The organism is Streptomyces sp. NPDC046909, assembly GCF_040644695.1.
Classification (GTDB): Bacteria; Actinomycetota; Actinomycetes; order Streptomycetales; family Streptomycetaceae; genus Streptomyces.
Map to the genome: position 1 here is coordinate 167,250 of NZ_JBEYXC010000004.1, position 16,236 is coordinate 183,485.

The following is a 16,236-nucleotide window of genomic DNA, read 5'->3' on the forward strand; positions in this document are numbered from 1 at the left end:
GGGGGGGGGTGCGTTCGCTTTTTAGACCTCACACTAAAAAAAAAAACCCAACCCCCCCGCCCCCCCCGGCCCCCCCCCCCCCCCCCCGCCCGCCCCCCCCCCCCCCCACCGCCGTATCCGTAGGAACTGTCAGCCGGTGTTGCGCAGGCCCGCCGCCACGCCGTTGACCGTCAGGAGCAGGGCGCGGGCCAGGGTCGGGTCCGGTTCCTCGCCCGCCGCGGCGGCGTCGCGCTGGCGCTTGAGCAGGGCGACCTGGAGGTAGGAGATCGGGTCGAGGTAGGCGTCGCGGATGGTGAACGTCTGCCTCAGGACGGGCTGGGCGTCGAGGAGTTCGCTCTCGCCCGTGACCTTCAGGACCTCGGCGACGGTGAGCGCGTGCTCGGCCTCGATGTCGGCGAAGACGTGCTGGAGTTCGGCCGGGACGAGGGTCTCGACGTAGTGGCGGGCGATGCGCAGGTCGGTCTTCGCGAGGGTCATCTCGACGTTGGAGATGAAGTTGCGGAAGAAGTGCCACTGCTCGTGCATCTCGTCGAGCACCGTGTCGAGGCCTGCCTCGCGCAGCGCCTTCAGGCCGGAGCCGACGCCGTACCAGCCGGGGACGATCTGGCGGGACTGGGTCCAGCCGAACACCCACGGGATGGCGCGCAGTCCGTCGAGGGAGACGCCGGAGCCGGGGCGGCGGGAGGGCCGGGAGCCGAGGTGCAGGTCGGCGAGCTGGTCGACGGGGGTCGAGGCGAGGAAGTAGTTCGGCAGGTCGGGGTCCTCGACCAGCCTGCGGTAGGCCGCGTGGGCGGCGTCGCTCACCACGTCCATGGCCGCGTCCCAGCGGGCGAGGGCCTCGTCGGACTGGCGGGGGGCGGTGTGCAGGGCGGAGGCCTGGAGGGTGGCGGCGACCGTCAGTTCCAGGTTCTCGCGGGCCAGGGACGGCACCAGGTACTTGTCGCTGATGACCTCGCCCTGCTCGGTCACCTTGATCTCGCCCTCCAGGGTGCCCCAGGGCTGGGCGAGGATCGCGTCGTGGGACGGGCCGCCGCCGCGGCCGACGGTGCCGCCGCGGCCGTGGAAGAGGCGCAGACGCACGCCGTAGCGGTGGGCGACATCGCGCAAGCGCCGCTGCGCGCGGTGGATCTCCCACTGGGACGTGGTGATGCCGCCGAACTTCGAGGAGTCCGAGTAGCCGAGCATGACCTCCTGGACGTCCCCGTTGAGCGCGACCAGGCGCCGGTAGGAGGGGTCGGAGAGCATGTCTTCGAGGATGGTGTCGGCGGCCTTGAGCTCGTCGGTGGTCTCCAGGAGCGGCACGATGCCGATCTTGGCCCAGCCGGCGTGCAGGTCGATGAGGCCGGCCTCGCGGGCGAGGACGGCGGCGGCGAAGACGTCGTCGGCGCCCTGGCACATGGAGATGATGTACGACTCGATGACCTCGGGGCCGAAGACGTCGAGGGCGCGCTTGACGGTGTGGAAGACGCCGAGGGTCTTCTCGCCGGCGGCGTCCAGGGGCGCCGGGGTGGGGGCCAGGGGCCTCCTGGACCGCAGCTCCTTGGCGAGCAGCTTGCCGCGGTAGTCGCGGGGCATGTCCGCGTACCGCCAGGACTCCTCGCCGAGGCGGTCGAAGAGCTGGCCGAGGGCGTGGTGGTGGGCGTCGGCGTGTTCGCGGACGTCCATCGTCGCCAGCTGGAGGCCGAAGGCGGCGAGGGTGCGGATCGTGCGGTTCATGCGGCCCTCGGCGAAGAGGCCGCCGCGGTGTTCGCGCAGGGAGGTCTGGATGAGCGTGAGGTCGTGCAGGAGCTCGCTGGTGCCGAGGTAGTCGCGGCCGTCCTCGTGCGGGGTGTTCTTGGCGAGCCGCAGCTTGGTGTTCTCCAGCTTCTGGCGGATCGCGGTGGCCTTGAGCCGGTAGGGCTCCTCGGCGTTGAGGCGCTTGTAGCGGGGGCTGATCTCCGGGAGGCGCTCCAGGTCGGTCCGGAGCGACTGGAGCAGTTCCTCCGTGGCGCCGGTGTAGCGGATGGAGTTGGAGAGGAAGCCGCGCAGCTCGTCGATGAGGTCGAGGGCGTCGTTGATGCCGTGTTCGTGCTGGAGGATCAGGACGTCCCAGGTGACCTGGGGGGTGACGTTGGGGTTGCCGTCGCGGTCGCCGCCGATCCAGGTGCCGAAGGTGAGGGGGCGGGTGTCCTTGGGGAGGGTGACGCCGACGCGCTCCAGCTCGGCGGTGAGGTCCTCCAGGACGTCGCCGACGGCGCCCGCGTGGAGTTCGTCCAGGTAGTAGATGGCGTTGCGGGACTCGTCGGTGACCTCGGGGCGTACGACGCGCAGTTCGTCGGTCTGCCACACCAGGTCGATGTTCTCGGCGAGGCGGGTGTCGTAGCGGCGGCGGTCGGTCTCCAGGACCGGGGTCTCCAGGAGGGCCGCGATACGGCGGAGCTTGTTGAGGACGGAGCGGCGCGCGGCCTCCGTCGGGTGGGCCGTGAACACCGGACGGACGTTGAGGTTCTGGACCGTCTGGCGCAGGTGCTCGGGGTCGGCGTCCTTGAGGCGGTCGGCCGTACGGGCGAGGAGGCCGCCCTCGGCGGCGCGCTTGGCGCGCAGCTCGCGGCCGCGGTGGACCTGCTCGGTGACGTTGGCCAGGTGGAAGTAGGTGGAGAAGGCGCGCACCAGCTTGGCGGCGGTCTCCAGCTCGGTGCCCCGCAGCAGCTCGGCGGCGGCGTCACCGTCCTCACGGGTGAGGCGGCGGACCTTTTCGACGAGTTCGAGGAGCTCCGGGCCCTCCTGGCGGACGAGGGTCTCGCCGAGGAGGTCACCGAGTCGCCTGATGTCGGCGCGCAGCTCACTCGAAGTCGTGGTGGTCTGGTCGTCGGCACTGCTCACAGGTGCGGCTCCTTGCAGTGTTGAAGCTCGTCCGGGAGGGAACCCGGTACCGGTCGTGCGGCGGGTGCCGCATACGGGCCGGACATCCGGGAAGAGATGAGAGCGGACCGCGCTGTCCGAACGACTCCAGGATAGGTGTCCGTGCGGACGCGCAGGTTCTGGGGCTCTTGCCGTCGGGCGACGCGCTGCCATACTTACGACGCCGTAGGTTACGGACCCGTAGGAAGTCCCGCTCTGCTTCCGCTTGGCTCCGCTGACCAGGCTCTTGTCACAAAACCCTCGAACCCCACAGGGGACGCCCCATGACCGCAAGCTCCGATGTGATCGAAGACGCCCCGAAGGCGCCCGACGATTCCCCGATGCCGTCCGCCACCCTGGGCGGCGAGCAGAAGCGCTCGCTGGAGCAGATCACCCTTCTGCTCTTCATCATCGTCCCGTTCCTCGCGGTGCTCGCGGCGGTGCCGCTGGCGTGGGGATGGGGAGTGAGCTGGCTGGACCTCGGTCTGCTCGTCTTCATGTACTACCTCGGGTGCCACGGCATCACCATCGGTTTCCACCGCTACTTCACGCACGGCTCCTTCAAGGCCAAGCGGCCGCTGCGGATCGCGCTGGCGATCGCGGGGTCGATGGCGGTCGAGGGGCCGCTGGTCCGCTGGGTCGCCGACCATCGCAAGCACCACAAGTTCTCGGACGCGGAGGGTGACCCGCACTCGCCGTGGCGGTTCGGCGAGACCGTTCCGGCGCTGCTGAAGGGCCTGTGGTGGGCACACATCGGCTGGATGTTCGACGAGGAGCAGACGCCACAGGACAAGTACGCGCCGGATCTGATCAAGGATCCGGCGATCCGCTGGATCTCCCGGGGCTTCATCTTCTGGGCGATGCTGTCGCTGGCCATTCCGCCGCTGGTCGGCGGGCTGGTGACGATGTCGTGGTGGGGCGCGTTCACGGCGTTCCTGTGGGGCTCGCTGGTCCGTGTGTGCCTTCTCCACCATGTGACCTGGTCGATCAACTCGATCTGCCACGCGGTGGGCAAGCGGCCGTTCAAGTCGCGGGACCGTTCGGGCAATGTGTGGTGGCTGGCGGTGCTGTCGTGCGGTGAGTCGTGGCACAACCTGCACCACGCCGACCCGACGTCGGCGCGGCACGGTGTGATGCGGGGGCAGCTGGATTCCTCGGCGCGGCTGATCCGCTGGTTCGAGATGGCCGGGTGGGCGTACGACGTGCGCTGGCCGTCACGCTCGCGTATCGATTCGCGGCGCAACACCGGTGAAGACGACTCCCGGCGCCGGAAGGAGCCCGCGAAGGCGGCATGATTGACGCCGTGGCGACCGACCCGAGCAGCACCGAGAGCAATGAGAAGCCGCGGCGCGCGCGTCGTACCCGGATGACGGGGGCCCAGCGCCGTGAGCAGCTGCTGGAGATCGGCCGCACCCTCTTCGCCGCCAAGGGTTTCGAGGCCACGTCGGTGGAGGAGATCGCGGCGAAGGCCGGGGTGTCCAAGCCGGTGGTGTACGAGCACTTCGGCGGCAAGGAGGGGTTGTACGCGGTGGTGGTGGACCGTGAGATGCGGCGCCTGCTGGACATGGTGAACCGCTCCCTGACCGCGGGCCACCCCCGGGAGCTCCTGGAGCAGGCGGCGTTCGCGCTCCTGGACTTCATCGAGGAGTACACGGACGGTTTCCGCATCCTGGTCCGTGACTCTCCGATCCCCCAGTCGACGGGTTCCTTCGCCTCGCTGATCTCCGACATCGCCACGCAGGTGGAGGACATCCTGGGCCGCGAGTTCAAGAACCGCGGCTTCGACCCCAAGCTGGCTCCCCTCTACGCCCAGGCCCTGGTCGGCATGGTCGCCCTGACCGGCCAGTGGTGGCTCGACGTCCGCCGCCCGAAGAAGGCCGAGGTCGCCGCCCATCTGGTGAACCTGGCGTGGCACGGCCTGGACGGCATGGAACAGAAGCCGCGGCTGATCGGGCACCGGAAGAGTTAGGGCGGCGGTGCGTTGTCGCCTGCGGGGCGGTGGGGGCTGGTCGCGCCCACGCGGCGGAGCCGCAAATCGATACAGCCCCGCGCCCCTTAAAGACGGGGCTGCGCCCCGATTCCCCCAGGGGCGCGGGGAACTGCGCGAGCAACCCCCACAAACCCGCAGCCGCCGACGAAACACTCACCCCCGAGCTGTCAGCCCGCCTCCGGCTCCAGGAACTCCAGCCGGTTGCCCACCGGGTCGTACGCATAGAACCGCCTGTGTCCCGGCAGGTCCCCGTCCCAGGTGACCGTCGCTCCCCTCGCCTCCAGCTGGGCGGCGTACGCCTCGATGTCCGTGACCCGGAGGCCGGGGTGAGCCTTCTTCGAGGGCCGGAAGCCGTCCTCCATTCCCAGGTGCAGTTGGACCGCCCCCGCCTGGAACCAGCACCCTCCCCGCGCCGCCAGTACCGGTGGCTTGGGGAGTTCCGTCATGCCGAGGACGTCGACGTAGTACGCCCGTAGCCGGTCCTCGGAGCCGGGCGGCGCGGCGAGCTGGATGTGGTCGACGGCGGAGATCACGGTCACGCCTCCTTGCGGGCGACCGCGAAGATCCGGCGGAACGGGAACGCCGTGCCGTGGGGGCCGGCCGGATACGCCTTGCGGAGGGCGTCTCGGTAGCGGTTCAGGAAGGCGTCGCGGGCCTCGGGGTCGTCAGCGAGGGCCGTGAGGACGGGGCGCAGGCCCGTGCCCTTCACCCAGTCGAGGACCGGGTCCTCGCCGGGGAGGAGGTGGACGTAGGTCGTCTCCCAGACGTCGGCCGTGCAGCCGAGGGCGGTGAGGTGTTCGAGGTAGGACTCGGGTGACAGGACCGCGTCCTCGTGGCGGAGCGCGCCGGCGAGGCCCGCGGACTCGGCCAGTTCGCGCATCAGCCGGTGGCTGGGGGCGCCGAAGTTGCCGGGCACCTGGAAGGCAAAGGTGCCGCCGGGGGCGAGCCCGGCGATCCAGTCGGCGAAGCGGTCGACGTGGCCGGGGACCCATTGGAGCGTGGCGTTGCTGATGATCAGGTCGTACGGCGCTTCCGGGTTCCAGGTGCGGACGTCGCCGTGGGCGAAGTCGAGGCGGCCGCCGCCCGGGGTGGGGCCCTCGTGCTCGGTGTGGGCGCGGTCGAGCATCTCGGGGGAGTTGTCGTAACCGGTGATGCGGGCGGTGGGCCAGCGGTCGGCGAGGAGGACGGTGACATTGCCGGGGCCGCAGCCGAGGTCGGCGATGCGGGCGGAGGCGCCCGGGGGATCCGGGATGCGGGACAGGAGATCCAGGAAGGGGCGGGCTCGGTGGTCGGCGTGCCGGAGGTACTGCGCGGGGTCCCACGTCGTCATGGATCCCGTCGTCATGGATCCCGTGTTCGTCCTGTTCGTCATGGATCCACTGTGACCCCCGATTTATCTTGACGTCAAGAGACTTCACTTCAAGAGACTCCACGTCGACACAACCACTAGACTGATCGTCATGGAGGACGAGGTCGATCGGCTGGTCGCAGCGTGGCGCCGGGAGCGCCCTGACCTCGACGTGGAACCGCTCGAGGTGCTCAGCCGGGTGAGCAGACTGGCCCGGCACCTGGACCGGGCGCGCCGGCTGGCCTTCTCGGAGCACAGTCTGGAGCCCTGGGAGTTCGACGTCCTCACCGCGCTCAGGCGCGCGGGGACGCCGTATCAGCTCTCCCCGGGGCAGCTGCTGACGCAGACCCTGGTCACCTCGGGCACGATGACGAACCGCATCGACCGGCTGACGAAGAAGGGCCTGGTGGAGCGGTTGCCGGACCCGAGCGACCGGCGCGGTGTGCTGGTGCGGCTGACGGACGAGGGCCAGGACCGCGCGGACCAGGCCCTCGCCGGACTGCTCGACCAGGAGCGCGCGATCCTCGCCGAGCTCTCCCGGGCGCAGCGGGGCGAACTGGCGGGACTGCTACGCCAGTTGACCGCCCCGTTCGACAACATCCCCGGCTAGGTCCACGGGACCCACACCGGCCCGGCGGGCGAGCGCGACCGCGGCCAGGGTGGAGTGGACGCCCAGCTTGCCGAGGACGTTCTGCATATGGGTGCGGACGGTGTGCGGAGACAGGAACAGCCGCTCGGCCACGGCCTTTCTGCCCAGGCCCGCCACCATGCAGCGCAGCACCTCCCGCTCGCGCGGGGTCAGCGACTCGACCAGCCGCTCGCTCTCGGTGCGGTGCTTGCGCGCGGCGGTGAGCTCCCGCAGCACGCCCGTGAGCAGGGCGGGCGGCAGATGTGTCTCGTCCCGCAGCACTCCCCGTATGACGGTGAGCAGTCTGGACAGCGAGCAGTCCTTGGCCACCCAGCCGGAGGCCCCAGCCTGAAGTGCCAGCGCCGCCCGGCGCGGATCGTCCTTCTCGGCGAGGACGACGATCCGTACGCCGGGCTGTGCGGAACGCACCCCGGCCACCAGCGAGATGCCGTCGACCAGCCCGTCCTCATTGCCCTCCTGTACGGGCACGGCGGGCCGGATGCCCTGGACGTTGCCGCCCAGATCGGCGTCGACGAGCAGTACGTCGAAGCGGCGCCCCTCGGCGGCCGCGCGCTCCAGACTGCGCAGCGCGGCGGGACCGCTGCCGGCGGCGGAGACGTCGACGTCGGGCTCGGCGGCCAGGGCGGCGGCGAGCGACTCGGCGAAGATGCGATGGTCGTCGACGACCAGGACTCGGATGCGAACCACGAAACCCCCTTCCCCAAGCTCTCTGTAAGAGCAGGGGATTACCCCATCGTCGGGAGACGGAAGACGGATGCAGACCGGCACGGATACGACGCCCGAAGTGTGATGGCCGCACGGCCGCCGCCGTGCACGAACTGCTACCCCCACTTCGGGCGCCGTACCCGACTGTCTCGCCCCCTGATCGGCACCGGCCCCCACCGGTGCTGTTCATCAGGGTACGGCCGGGGGGCAGGAGCGGAAGGTAATTTGCAGAACTGCTTGTCCAGCGCGTTTATGGTGAGCCGCATGTTTCGTATGGAGACAGAAGTCGACAGAGAGCGGCGCGATCTTTTGCGCAGACGGCTCCGCGACACCAACACGGCGGCCTCGCCGGTCCTGCGCGCGCTGCGCGGAACCCCAGGTGAACGGGAACTTCCGCTCCATGTCTGGGTGTTGGACGGGTCCGGCGAGCTGGCCGGCGGGCTCGTCGGCCACACCTGGGCGAGCTGGCTCCATGTCACGTATCTGTGGGTGGACGAGCGGTGGCGGGGCGCGGGTCTGGGTTCGCAGTTGCTCGCGCGGGCGGAGACGGTCGCCAGGACCGAGCGGGGCTGTGTGAACTCCCGGCTGGAGACCTGGGACTTCCAGGCGCCGGAGTTCTACAAGCGGCGCGGCTACGAGGTGGTGTGCGTGATCCCCGACTATCCGCCGGGGATCACCGAGTACACGCTGACGAAGCGGATCGGCTGACGCGGACCGGCTAAGCGCTCCGCTGGATGTGCGGCGACGTGTCGGCGTTCGTCTGCGGCGCCGTCGTGGCTGGTCGCGCAGTTCCCCGCGCCCCTTAGCGGCGCTGCCGTACCGCAGCCGACTTCACCGGGTCCGCTTAGAGCGCCTTTCCGCAGATGGTGTCGTACGGCCGTCCGACCACGATCGTCAGCCGGATCGGGTCGGTGGTGCCGGACGGGCAGCGCGCGGAGCCGGCGTCGACGAGGCCGGTCACCTTGAAGTCCCCGGACCCGGCCCGGTCGCACGCGATCTCCTGGGCCTGCGCGTCGACACAGTCCCCCGTGACCAACTGGCCGCCGCCGGCGCCCGCGTCGCCGGGATGGCCGCCGGAGAGATTGCGCCCGCAGACGGTGTCGGTGGGGATGCCGCGGGTCGTGTCGTCGTCCGGTCCGAAGTTCATCGAGACCTCGATGACCAGGTCGGTTCCCGCCGGGCACTGCACCGCGGCGGGCAGGATGCTGCCGTCCATGATCTTCAGGGCCTTGAAGGTGGCGCCGGAGTCACCGCAGCCGAGCTGCCGGTACCCGTCGGGAGCGCGGTCCGGGTCGGGCCCGCCGCAGTCGCCGACCTGCCACTCCCCCGAACTCCCGCCGCCGTCGGCGGTGTCCGAGGCGGACACGGAGGGCGAGGACGAGGACGAGGCCTCGTCGTCATCCTTGCCGCCGGTGAACCACCAGATGGCGTAGATGATCCCGATGAACACCACCAGGGCTGTCAGCCCCCGCAGACACCCCGGCTGCTTGCGCGGTGGCGGATCCTGAGGACCGTCCTGCACAGCCATGAAATCCCCCTTCGCTCACGGCGATGTGTCCACGGTCACACGGAACGTCCGGTTCTGCGGGGGCCGTTACGTTCCGGGGACACCGGAGGGACGGGGCGGGGACAATCCCCACATCATGTGCGCGAGCGGGGCGTCACAGCGGCAGGTCGTCCGTGGAGTCGAGGCCGCGGCGGCGCCGGACATGACCGCGCCGGCCCGCCAGGAGCGCCATCAGCGTCCAGATCACCACTCCGGCGACGAGGCCGCCCAGCCGGCCTGCGGCGTCGACGTCGTCCGCCTGCTCCATGGGCACCTCGCCGTCCGGGTCCACGAGGACGTCGAGCCGCCGGCCGACCTTGGGGGCCCAGGTGTCGCCGTCGTACGCCAGCTTCTCCTTCAGCTCGCTCCCGTCCGCGCGCCGCAGGGTGAAGCGGTGGTTGTTGCCGCCCGTCTCCGCCGCGCTGTCCGCGACGATCACCACGCTCTCGCGCACCCCCCGCTCCTCCAGGGCCGCCTCGGGCGCGTACTGGACGGCCCCGACGAGGACGAACAGCGAGGGCACCGCGGACAGGACGCCGAGCCACCAGGCGCGGTGGAGCAGGATCATCAGGATGGCGAAGACGAAGCACAGCAGCACGCCGGTGGAGATGGGGATCCATTCCGAGCCCAGGGTCAGATAGGCGATGCCCGTGGTGCCCGCGGCGGCCGCCCATCCGAACAGGATCAGGGCGAGGGTGCGCCGTGCGGACGTCCAGGGGGCGACGGCCGTCGCGCCCTTCCCGTTCGGTGCCGTGACCGCGGTGCTGTGTATGCCGCCTGACATCCCCGTACTCCCTGCCTGCCTCGCGCTGTCTGCGGCTGCACGCTACAGGGGGCCCGGCACCGGGCCGGTACGCAGGTCGGCCCCGCGGCTCTGTGACGAGCGGCGGGGCCGGCCTGCTGTGGAGAAGCTCAGACGAGCCTGCGTGCGCCCGGTGAAGGCACCGCCTCGAAGACCCGGGGTGCGGTGAACCCGGCCGCGGCGAAGGCCTCTTCGACCGCCTTGGTGATGGTGTCGACGTCGGCGACGTCCGCGAGGACGATCGCCGAGCCGCCGAAGCCGCCGCCGGTCATCCGGGAGCCCAGGGCGCCGGAGGCCATCGCGGTGTCGACGACCAGGTCCAGCTCGGGGCAGGAGATCCGGAAGTCGTCGCGCAGCGAGGCATGGCCCTCGACCAGGACCGGGCCGATCGCGCGGGTGTCCCCCGACTCCAGGAGCCTGACGACGCGTTCGACGCGCTCGTCCTCCGTGACGACGTGGCGGACCAGGCGTACGACCTCTTCCTCGTCGCCGAGGCGGGCCAGCGCCGCGTCCAGGTCCTCGTACGCGATGTCCCGCAGGGCGTCCACGCCGAGCAGTGCCGCGCCCTTCTCGCAGCCCGCGCGGCGCTTGCCGTACTCGCCCTCGCTGTGGGAGTGCTTGACCTGGGTGTCGACGACCAGCAGGCGCATGCCCTCGGCCGCGAGGTCGAAGGGGATCTGCTTCTGGGAGAGGTCGCGGGTGTCGAGGAAGAGCGCGTGGCCGTCCTCGCAGCAGGCCGAGGCGGTCTGGTCCATGATGCCGGTCGGGGCGCCGACGTAGACGTTCTCGGCGCGCTGGCACAGGCGGGCCAGCTGCCAGCGGGGCAGGCCCAGTTCGAACAGGTCGTTGAGGGCGAGGGCGACCACGACCTCCAGCGACGCCGACGAGGACAGGCCCGCGCCGGACGGGACCGTCGAGGCGAGGTGGATGTCGGCGCCGGTCACCGCGTGCCCGGCCTCGCGCAGCGCCCAGACGACACCCGCCGGGTACGCGGTCCAGTCGCGGTCCGACTCCGGGACCAGGTCGTCCAGGCGCAGCTCCACGACGCCGCCCTCGACATCCGCCGAGTGCAGGCGCAGGACGCCGTCGGTGCGCCTGGAGACGGCGGCGACGGCGGTGTGCGGCAGCGCGAAGGGCATCACGAAGCCGTCGTTGTAGTCGGTGTGCTCACCGATGAGGTTGACGCGGCCCGGCGCCGCCCAGACACCTTCGGGCCCGGTTCCGTAGAGCTCGACGAAACCGTCCCGCACCTGCTGCCCCACCACTACTGCTCCCTTGCGATCTTCTGCGTGAACTCCCACGCATCCGCGACGATCCCCGCGAGGTCCGCGCGGGACGGGTTCCAGCCCAGCTTCTCGCGGGCGGTCTCGGCCGATGCCACCAGGACCGCCGGGTCGCCGCCGCGGCGCGGGGCCACGACCTCCGGGATCGGGTGGCCGGTGACCTGGCGGACCGTCTCGATGACCTGGCGGACGGAGAAGCCCTCGCCGTTGCCGAGGTTGCAGATCAGGTGCTCGCCGGGGGCGGCGGCGGTCAGCGCGAGGAGGTGGGCCTCGGCCAGGTCGGCGACATGGATGTAGTCGCGGACGCAGGTGCCGTCCGGCGTCGCGTAGTCCTCGCCGAAGACGGAGATGGCGTCGCGCCTGCCCTGGGCGACCTGGAGGATCAGCGGGATGAGGTGCGACTCGGGGTCGTGCCGTTCGCCGAACTCGCCATAGGCGCCAGCGACGTTGAAGTAGCGCAGGGAGACCGCGGCGAGGCCGTGCGCGTGCGCCTCGCTGGTGATCATGAAGTCGACGGCGAGCTTCGTGGCGCCGTACGGGTTGGTCGGCCTGGTGGGCGCGGACTCGACGATCGGCACCTGCTCGGGCTCGCCGTACGTGGCCGCCGTGGAGGAGAAGACGAGCTTGCGGACGCCGGCCTCGCGCATGGCGCGCAGCAGGACCATCGTGCCGCCGACGTTGTTCTCCCAGTACTTCTCGGGCTTGACGACGGACTCGCCGACCTGGGAGGAGGCGGCGAAGTGCAGGACCCCGTCGAAGGAGCCGTCGAGCCACTTGTCGGCGTCGCGGATGTCGCCCTCGATGAAGGCGGCCCCGGCCGGTACGCCCTCGCGGAAGCCGGTCGTCAGGTTGTCGAGGACGACGACCTCGTGGCCCGCCTCCAGCAGATGCTGGGCGACCACGCTGCCGACATAGCCCGCGCCACCGGTGACCAGGTACTTACCGCTCATGAACTCGCTACCTCTCGCAGTCGCTCGGCCGCGGCCTCCGGCCGGATGTCGTTGATGAACACGTTCATGCCGGACTCGGAACCCGCGAGAAACTTCAGCTTGCCGGAGGTGCGGCGGATGGTGAAAAGCTCGAGGTGGAGGCCGAAGTCGTCACGGCTGACACCCTCGAACTCCTCCAGCGCGCCGAACGGCGCCTGATGCCAGGCGGCGATGTACGGCGTGAGGGGTTCGCCCTCACCGAAGATCCGGTCGAAGCGCTTCAAGAGTTCCAGATAAACCTGGGGGAATTCTGAGCGCGCGTCCTCGTCGAGCCCGAGCAGATCCGGCACCCGGCGCTTCGGGTACAGGTGGACCTCGTAGGGCCAGTGCGCGGCGTACGGCACGAAGGCCGCCCAGTGTTCACTCTCCAGGACGACCCGCTCACCGGCGAGTTCGCGCTCTAGGACGGCGTCGAAGAGGTTCTCCCCGCCGGTGGCCTCCTTGTGCTGGGCCACCTGGCGCAGCATCAGGGCGGTGCGGGGCGTGGTGAAGGGGTACGCGTAGATCTGCCCGTGCGGGTGACCCAAGGTCACACCGATCTCCGCGCCACGGTTCTCGAAGCAGAACACCTGTTCAACGGAGGGCAGATGAGACAGCTCCGACGTCCGGTCCGTCCACGCCTCCAGAACCAGCCGCGCCTGCTCCTCGGTGAGGTCGGCGAAGGACGCGTTGTGGTCGGAGGTGAAGCAGACGACCTCGCAGCGGCCGGAGTCACCGGCGAGGGACGGGAAGCGGTTCTCGAAGACGACCACGTCGTACGACGAGTCCGGGATCTCGCTCAGCCGGTCGCCCTGCGTCGGGCACAGCGGGCATTCGTCGGCCGGCGGGTGGTAGGTGCGGCCCTGGCGGTGCGAGGCGACGGCGATGGAGTCGCCGAGCAGCGCGTCGCGGCGGATCTCGGACGTGGTGACCGTCCGCTCCAGCGGACGGCGGTCCACCGCGTCCCGCACGGTGTCGTCGCGCAGGTCGTAGTAGATCAGCTCGCGACCGTCGGCCAGCCGGGTCGAGGTCTTCTTCACCGCCGGACTCCTTCACTCAAACAGAACTAAACACAAGTAACCATAACTCGACAGCAGCGTCAACGTCGGAATCAAACAAAGAACGCCAGTGGAAGGGTTCAATTGCCCCATGCAATCCCCCACAGAAGCCACATATCTGGCGGCCGAGCTACGACTCCCCACGAACTGGCTCGACTACACGATCCTGGGCATCTACTTCGTCGTGGTCCTGGGCATCGGATTCGCCGCCCGGAGATCGGTGAAGACCAGCCTCGACTTCTTCCTCTCCGGCCGCTCGCTGCCGGCCTGGATCACCGGCCTGGCCTTCATCTCGGCCAACCTCGCCGCCACCGAGATCCTCGGCATGGCCGCCAACAGCGCGCAGTACGGCGCGTACACCGTGCACTGGTACTGGATCGGCGCCATCCCGGCCATGGTCTTCCTGGGCCTGGTGATGATGCCCTTCTACTACGGCAGCAAGGTCCGCTCGGTCCCCGAGATGCTGCTGCTGCGCTTCGACAAGTGGGCGCACCTGCTCTCCTCGGCCCTGTTCGCCTTCGCCGCGATCCTCATCGCGGGCGTCAACCTCTACGCGCTCGCGATCGTCGTGGAGGCCCTGCTGGGGTGGCCGCAGTGGGTGGCCATCGTGGTCGCGGGCGCGTTCGTGCTGGCGTACATCACCCTCGGCGGTCTGTCGTCGGCGATCTACAACGAAGTACTCCAGTTCTTCGTGATCCTCGCGGCGCTCATCCCGATCGTGGTCCTCGGGCTGAAGAAGGTGGGCGGCTGGGACGGCCTGACCGACAAGCTGACGGCCGAGCACGGCGCCGACTTCACGACGGCGTGGGGCGGCACGGGCATCGGCAGCGCCAACCCGCTGGGCGCGAACTGGCTGACGATCGTGCTCGGTCTGGGCTTCGTCCTGTCCTTCGGCTACTGGACGACGAACTTCGCCGAGGTCCAGCGCGCCCTGTCGGCGAAGAACCTGAGCGCGGCCCAGCGGACGCCGCTGATCGCCGCCTACCCGAAGATCTTCATCGTCTTCCTGGTGATGATCCCGGGCCTGACCGCCGCCGCCCTGATCCCCGGCTTCGGCACGGAGCAGTCCGGCTACCAGTACAACGACGCCATCCCGTACCTGATGGAACAGCTGCTGCCCAACGGCGTCCTGGGCATCGCGGTGACCGGTCTGCTGGCGGCGTTCATGGCGGGCATGGCGGCCAACGTGTCGTCCTTCAACACGGTGTTCACCAACGACATCTGGGGCCGGTACGTGGTCAGGGACCGTGAGGACGAGTACTACGTCCGCTTCGGCCGCCTGATCACGGTGATCGGCGTCGCGGCGTCGGTGGGAACGGCGTTCCTGGCATCGTCCTTCTCGAACATCATGAGTTACTTGCAGACGCTGTTCAGCTTCTTCAACGTGCCGATGTTCGTGGTCTTCATCGTCGGCATGTTCTGGAAGCGGGCGTCGGTGAAGTCGGGCTTCTGGGGCCTGCTCGCGGGCACGGTCGCGGCGATGGTGAACTACTTCTGGATCTACAAGCAGGGCATCATCGACATCCCCTCCGACCAGGGCGCCAACTTCGTCTCGGCGATCGTGGGCTTCGTGGCGGGCGCGGTGGTCATGGTCGCCGTCTCGCTGTTCACCGCGCCGAAGCCGGCCGAGGAACTCCAGGGCCTGGTCTACGGCACCCGCTCCCCCGGCATGTCCGAGGCCCCCTCCGAGGGCGACGACGCCTGGTACCGCCGGCCGGCCCTGCTGGGCTGGGGCGCGGTGATCCTGGCGGCGGCCTGCTACATCCCGTTCTCGTTCTAGTCGCGGGAGGATTGAGAGACCATGTCTGACCACCACGGATACTCCGAGCAGGACGTCCAGCGGGAAGTCACCGAACTGGAGGCCAAGTCCGCCACCGCGGCCCGCATCTTCGACCTGCGCCGCATCATCGGCGGCCTGTTCGTGTTGTACGGCGTCATCGTCACGATCGCCGGCATCAACCCCTCCGACGCCACCCTCGACAAGGCCGAGGGCGTCAACATCAACCTCTGGACCGGCCTGGGGATGCTGATCCTCGGCATCTTCTTCCTGGCTTGGCTGAAGCTGCGCCCGACCCCGCCGACGGTGCCGGAGGTGACGCCGGAGGAGACGCCGGGCGAGTAGGGGCGTGCGGGGCGACGACTGACACGGTGATTGGCGCCCGGCGCTCGGCGTCGGGCGCTCGGTGTCCGGGGCTCCGGTCAGGCGGGCGGGTCCGGTGGTGAGTGGGGTACCGGGCCCGCGCGGTCCAGCAAGCCCGTCCTCGCCGCCAGTGCCGCCGCCTCCAGCCTCGATCCCACCCCCAGTTTCATCAGGACCCGCTGGACGTGGGTGCGGGCGGTCGAGGGGGCTATCCCCATGCCGGCCGCGATGAGCCGGGTGTCCTCGCCGTCGGCGACGCGGACCAGGACCTCGACTTCCCGGGGCGTCAGCATCTGGAGCAGCCGCTGGCCCTCGTCGTCCGGTTGGGCCGCCGGGTTCAGCAGCTCGCTGAAGGCGCCTTGCAGCAGTTGAGGCGCGACGGCCGCTTCACCCGCCCTGGCCTTCATGATCGCCCGTTCGACACCCTCGATCCGCTCGTCGTGGCGGACGTACCCCGACGCGCCGGCCGCGAAGGCCGCCGCGATGCCCCTCGGGCTCGGTACCGGGCCCAGGACCAGGACCGCCACCTGCGGACGGTCGCGCTTGATCTTCACCACCGGGTCGAAGATGCCCGGTTCGGCCGGTGTCGCCGTGCCCAGCAGGCACACTTCCGGAGCGCGGGTGATCACCAGCTCCGCCGCTCCCGCGGCCGGTGCCGCCGCGGCGAGGACACGGTGCCCCCGCAGTTTCAACGCCGAGGCCAGCGCCTCGGCGAGCAATCGGTGGTCGTCGACCACCATGAGCCGCACTCCCATCGAGCAACCCCCCAGTCCCCCCAATGGATCACCATGCAACGATCCCCATGCACCGCTGTGGGTGCCCCTCTATGGATGCCCACTGGTCCGCACGGACAGAAGCCCTCCCCCG

At 70.1% G+C, this 16,236-nt stretch carries 16 protein-coding genes; 6 read left to right on the plus strand and 10 right to left on the minus strand.

What is annotated here, in order from left to right; all coding sequences use genetic code 11:
- Nucleotides 1-129: 129 nt before the first annotated feature.
- Nucleotides 130-2,862, minus strand: a complete 2,733-nt coding sequence (ppc, locus tag ABZ928_RS13835) for a phosphoenolpyruvate carboxylase (RefSeq protein ID WP_361517908.1) — start codon at nt 2,860-2,862, stop codon at nt 130-132.
- A 302-nt stretch (nt 2,863-3,164) separates the two neighbouring features.
- On the opposite strand from ppc, the gene ABZ928_RS13840 reads away from it, so the two are divergent.
- On the plus strand, nt 3,165-4,175 hold the full coding sequence (locus ABZ928_RS13840) for a fatty acid desaturase (protein ID WP_361517909.1): 1,011 nt from the start codon (nt 3,165-3,167) through the stop codon (nt 4,173-4,175).
- Nucleotides 4,172-4,849, plus strand: coding sequence for a TetR/AcrR family transcriptional regulator (locus ABZ928_RS13845; RefSeq protein ID WP_361517910.1), 678 nt, complete (start codon nt 4,172-4,174; stop codon nt 4,847-4,849). The genes ABZ928_RS13840 and ABZ928_RS13845 overlap by 4 nt, the downstream gene beginning before the upstream one ends.
- A 188-nt stretch (nt 4,850-5,037) precedes the next feature.
- Here the strand turns inward: ABZ928_RS13845 and ABZ928_RS13850 are convergent, their stop codons facing one another.
- Together ABZ928_RS13850 and ABZ928_RS13855 are read right to left on the minus strand one after the other, a co-directional pair.
- Nucleotides 5,038-5,403, minus strand: a complete 366-nt coding sequence (locus ABZ928_RS13850) for a VOC family protein (RefSeq protein WP_361518909.1) — start codon at nt 5,401-5,403, stop codon at nt 5,038-5,040.
- A gap of 2 nt (nt 5,404-5,405) precedes the next feature.
- On the minus strand, nt 5,406-6,242 hold the full coding sequence (locus ABZ928_RS13855) for a trans-aconitate 2-methyltransferase (RefSeq protein WP_361517911.1): 837 nt from the start codon (nt 6,240-6,242) through the stop codon (nt 5,406-5,408).
- Nucleotides 6,243-6,330: 88 nt separating this feature from the next.
- On the opposite strand from ABZ928_RS13855, the gene tamR reads away from it, so the two are divergent.
- The gene (gene tamR / locus ABZ928_RS13860; protein WP_266891343.1) at nt 6,331-6,828 is read left to right on the plus strand and encodes a MarR family transcriptional regulator TamR; all 498 of its coding nucleotides are present in this window, start codon (nt 6,331-6,333) and stop codon (nt 6,826-6,828) included.
- Here the strand turns inward: tamR and ABZ928_RS13865 are convergent.
- A complete protein-coding gene (locus tag ABZ928_RS13865; protein WP_361517912.1) occupies nt 6,787-7,554 on the minus strand; it encodes a response regulator transcription factor in 768 nt (255 codons plus the stop codon). The two genes, tamR and ABZ928_RS13865, sit on opposite strands and share 42 nt — an antisense overlap.
- A 270-nt stretch (nt 7,555-7,824) precedes the next feature.
- Between ABZ928_RS13865 and ABZ928_RS13870 the strand changes: the two genes are divergently transcribed.
- On the plus strand, nt 7,825-8,280 hold the full coding sequence (locus ABZ928_RS13870; protein ID WP_361518910.1) for a GNAT family N-acetyltransferase: 456 nt from the start codon (nt 7,825-7,827) through the stop codon (nt 8,278-8,280).
- A gap of 136 nt (nt 8,281-8,416) precedes the next feature.
- On the opposite strand, the gene ABZ928_RS13875 is transcribed toward ABZ928_RS13870, so the two are convergent.
- The 5 genes from ABZ928_RS13875 to galT form a co-directional block, all read right to left on the minus strand.
- Entirely contained in the window at nt 8,417-9,100 is a 684-nt protein-coding gene (locus tag ABZ928_RS13875; protein WP_361517913.1) for a hypothetical protein, read from the minus strand.
- A gap of 133 nt (nt 9,101-9,233) precedes the next feature.
- Nucleotides 9,234-9,902, minus strand: coding sequence for a hypothetical protein (locus ABZ928_RS13880; protein ID WP_361517914.1), 669 nt, complete (start codon nt 9,900-9,902; stop codon nt 9,234-9,236).
- A 128-nt stretch (nt 9,903-10,030) separates the two neighbouring features.
- Nucleotides 10,031-11,185, minus strand: a complete 1,155-nt coding sequence (gene galK, locus ABZ928_RS13885) for a galactokinase (protein WP_361517916.1) — start codon at nt 11,183-11,185, stop codon at nt 10,031-10,033.
- Nucleotides 11,185-12,153 carry a UDP-glucose 4-epimerase GalE gene (gene galE / locus ABZ928_RS13890; protein ID WP_361517918.1) on the minus strand — a complete coding sequence of 323 codons (969 nt, stop codon included), beginning with the start codon at nt 12,151-12,153 and terminating at the stop codon, nt 11,185-11,187. The genes galK and galE overlap by 1 nt, the downstream gene beginning before the upstream one ends.
- Nucleotides 12,150-13,211, minus strand: a complete 1,062-nt coding sequence (galT, locus tag ABZ928_RS13895) for a galactose-1-phosphate uridylyltransferase (RefSeq protein WP_361517920.1) — start codon at nt 13,209-13,211, stop codon at nt 12,150-12,152. The genes galE and galT overlap by 4 nt, the downstream gene beginning before the upstream one ends.
- A 109-nt stretch (nt 13,212-13,320) precedes the next feature.
- Here galT and ABZ928_RS13900 point away from each other — a divergent pair, with 109 nt between their 5' ends.
- Nucleotides 13,321-15,009, plus strand: coding sequence for a sodium:solute symporter family protein (locus tag ABZ928_RS13900; protein WP_361517922.1), 1,689 nt, complete (start codon nt 13,321-13,323; stop codon nt 15,007-15,009).
- A gap of 21 nt (nt 15,010-15,030) precedes the next feature.
- Complete coding sequence (locus ABZ928_RS13905) at nt 15,031-15,351, plus strand: hypothetical protein (protein ID WP_361517924.1); 321 nt, start codon at nt 15,031-15,033, stop codon at nt 15,349-15,351.
- A 77-nt stretch (nt 15,352-15,428) separates the two neighbouring features.
- Here the strand turns inward: ABZ928_RS13905 and ABZ928_RS13910 are convergent, their stop codons facing one another.
- Nucleotides 15,429-16,124, minus strand: coding sequence for a LuxR C-terminal-related transcriptional regulator (locus tag ABZ928_RS13910; protein ID WP_361517926.1), 696 nt, complete (start codon nt 16,122-16,124; stop codon nt 15,429-15,431).
- Between the last annotated feature and the right edge of the window lie 112 nt (nt 16,125-16,236).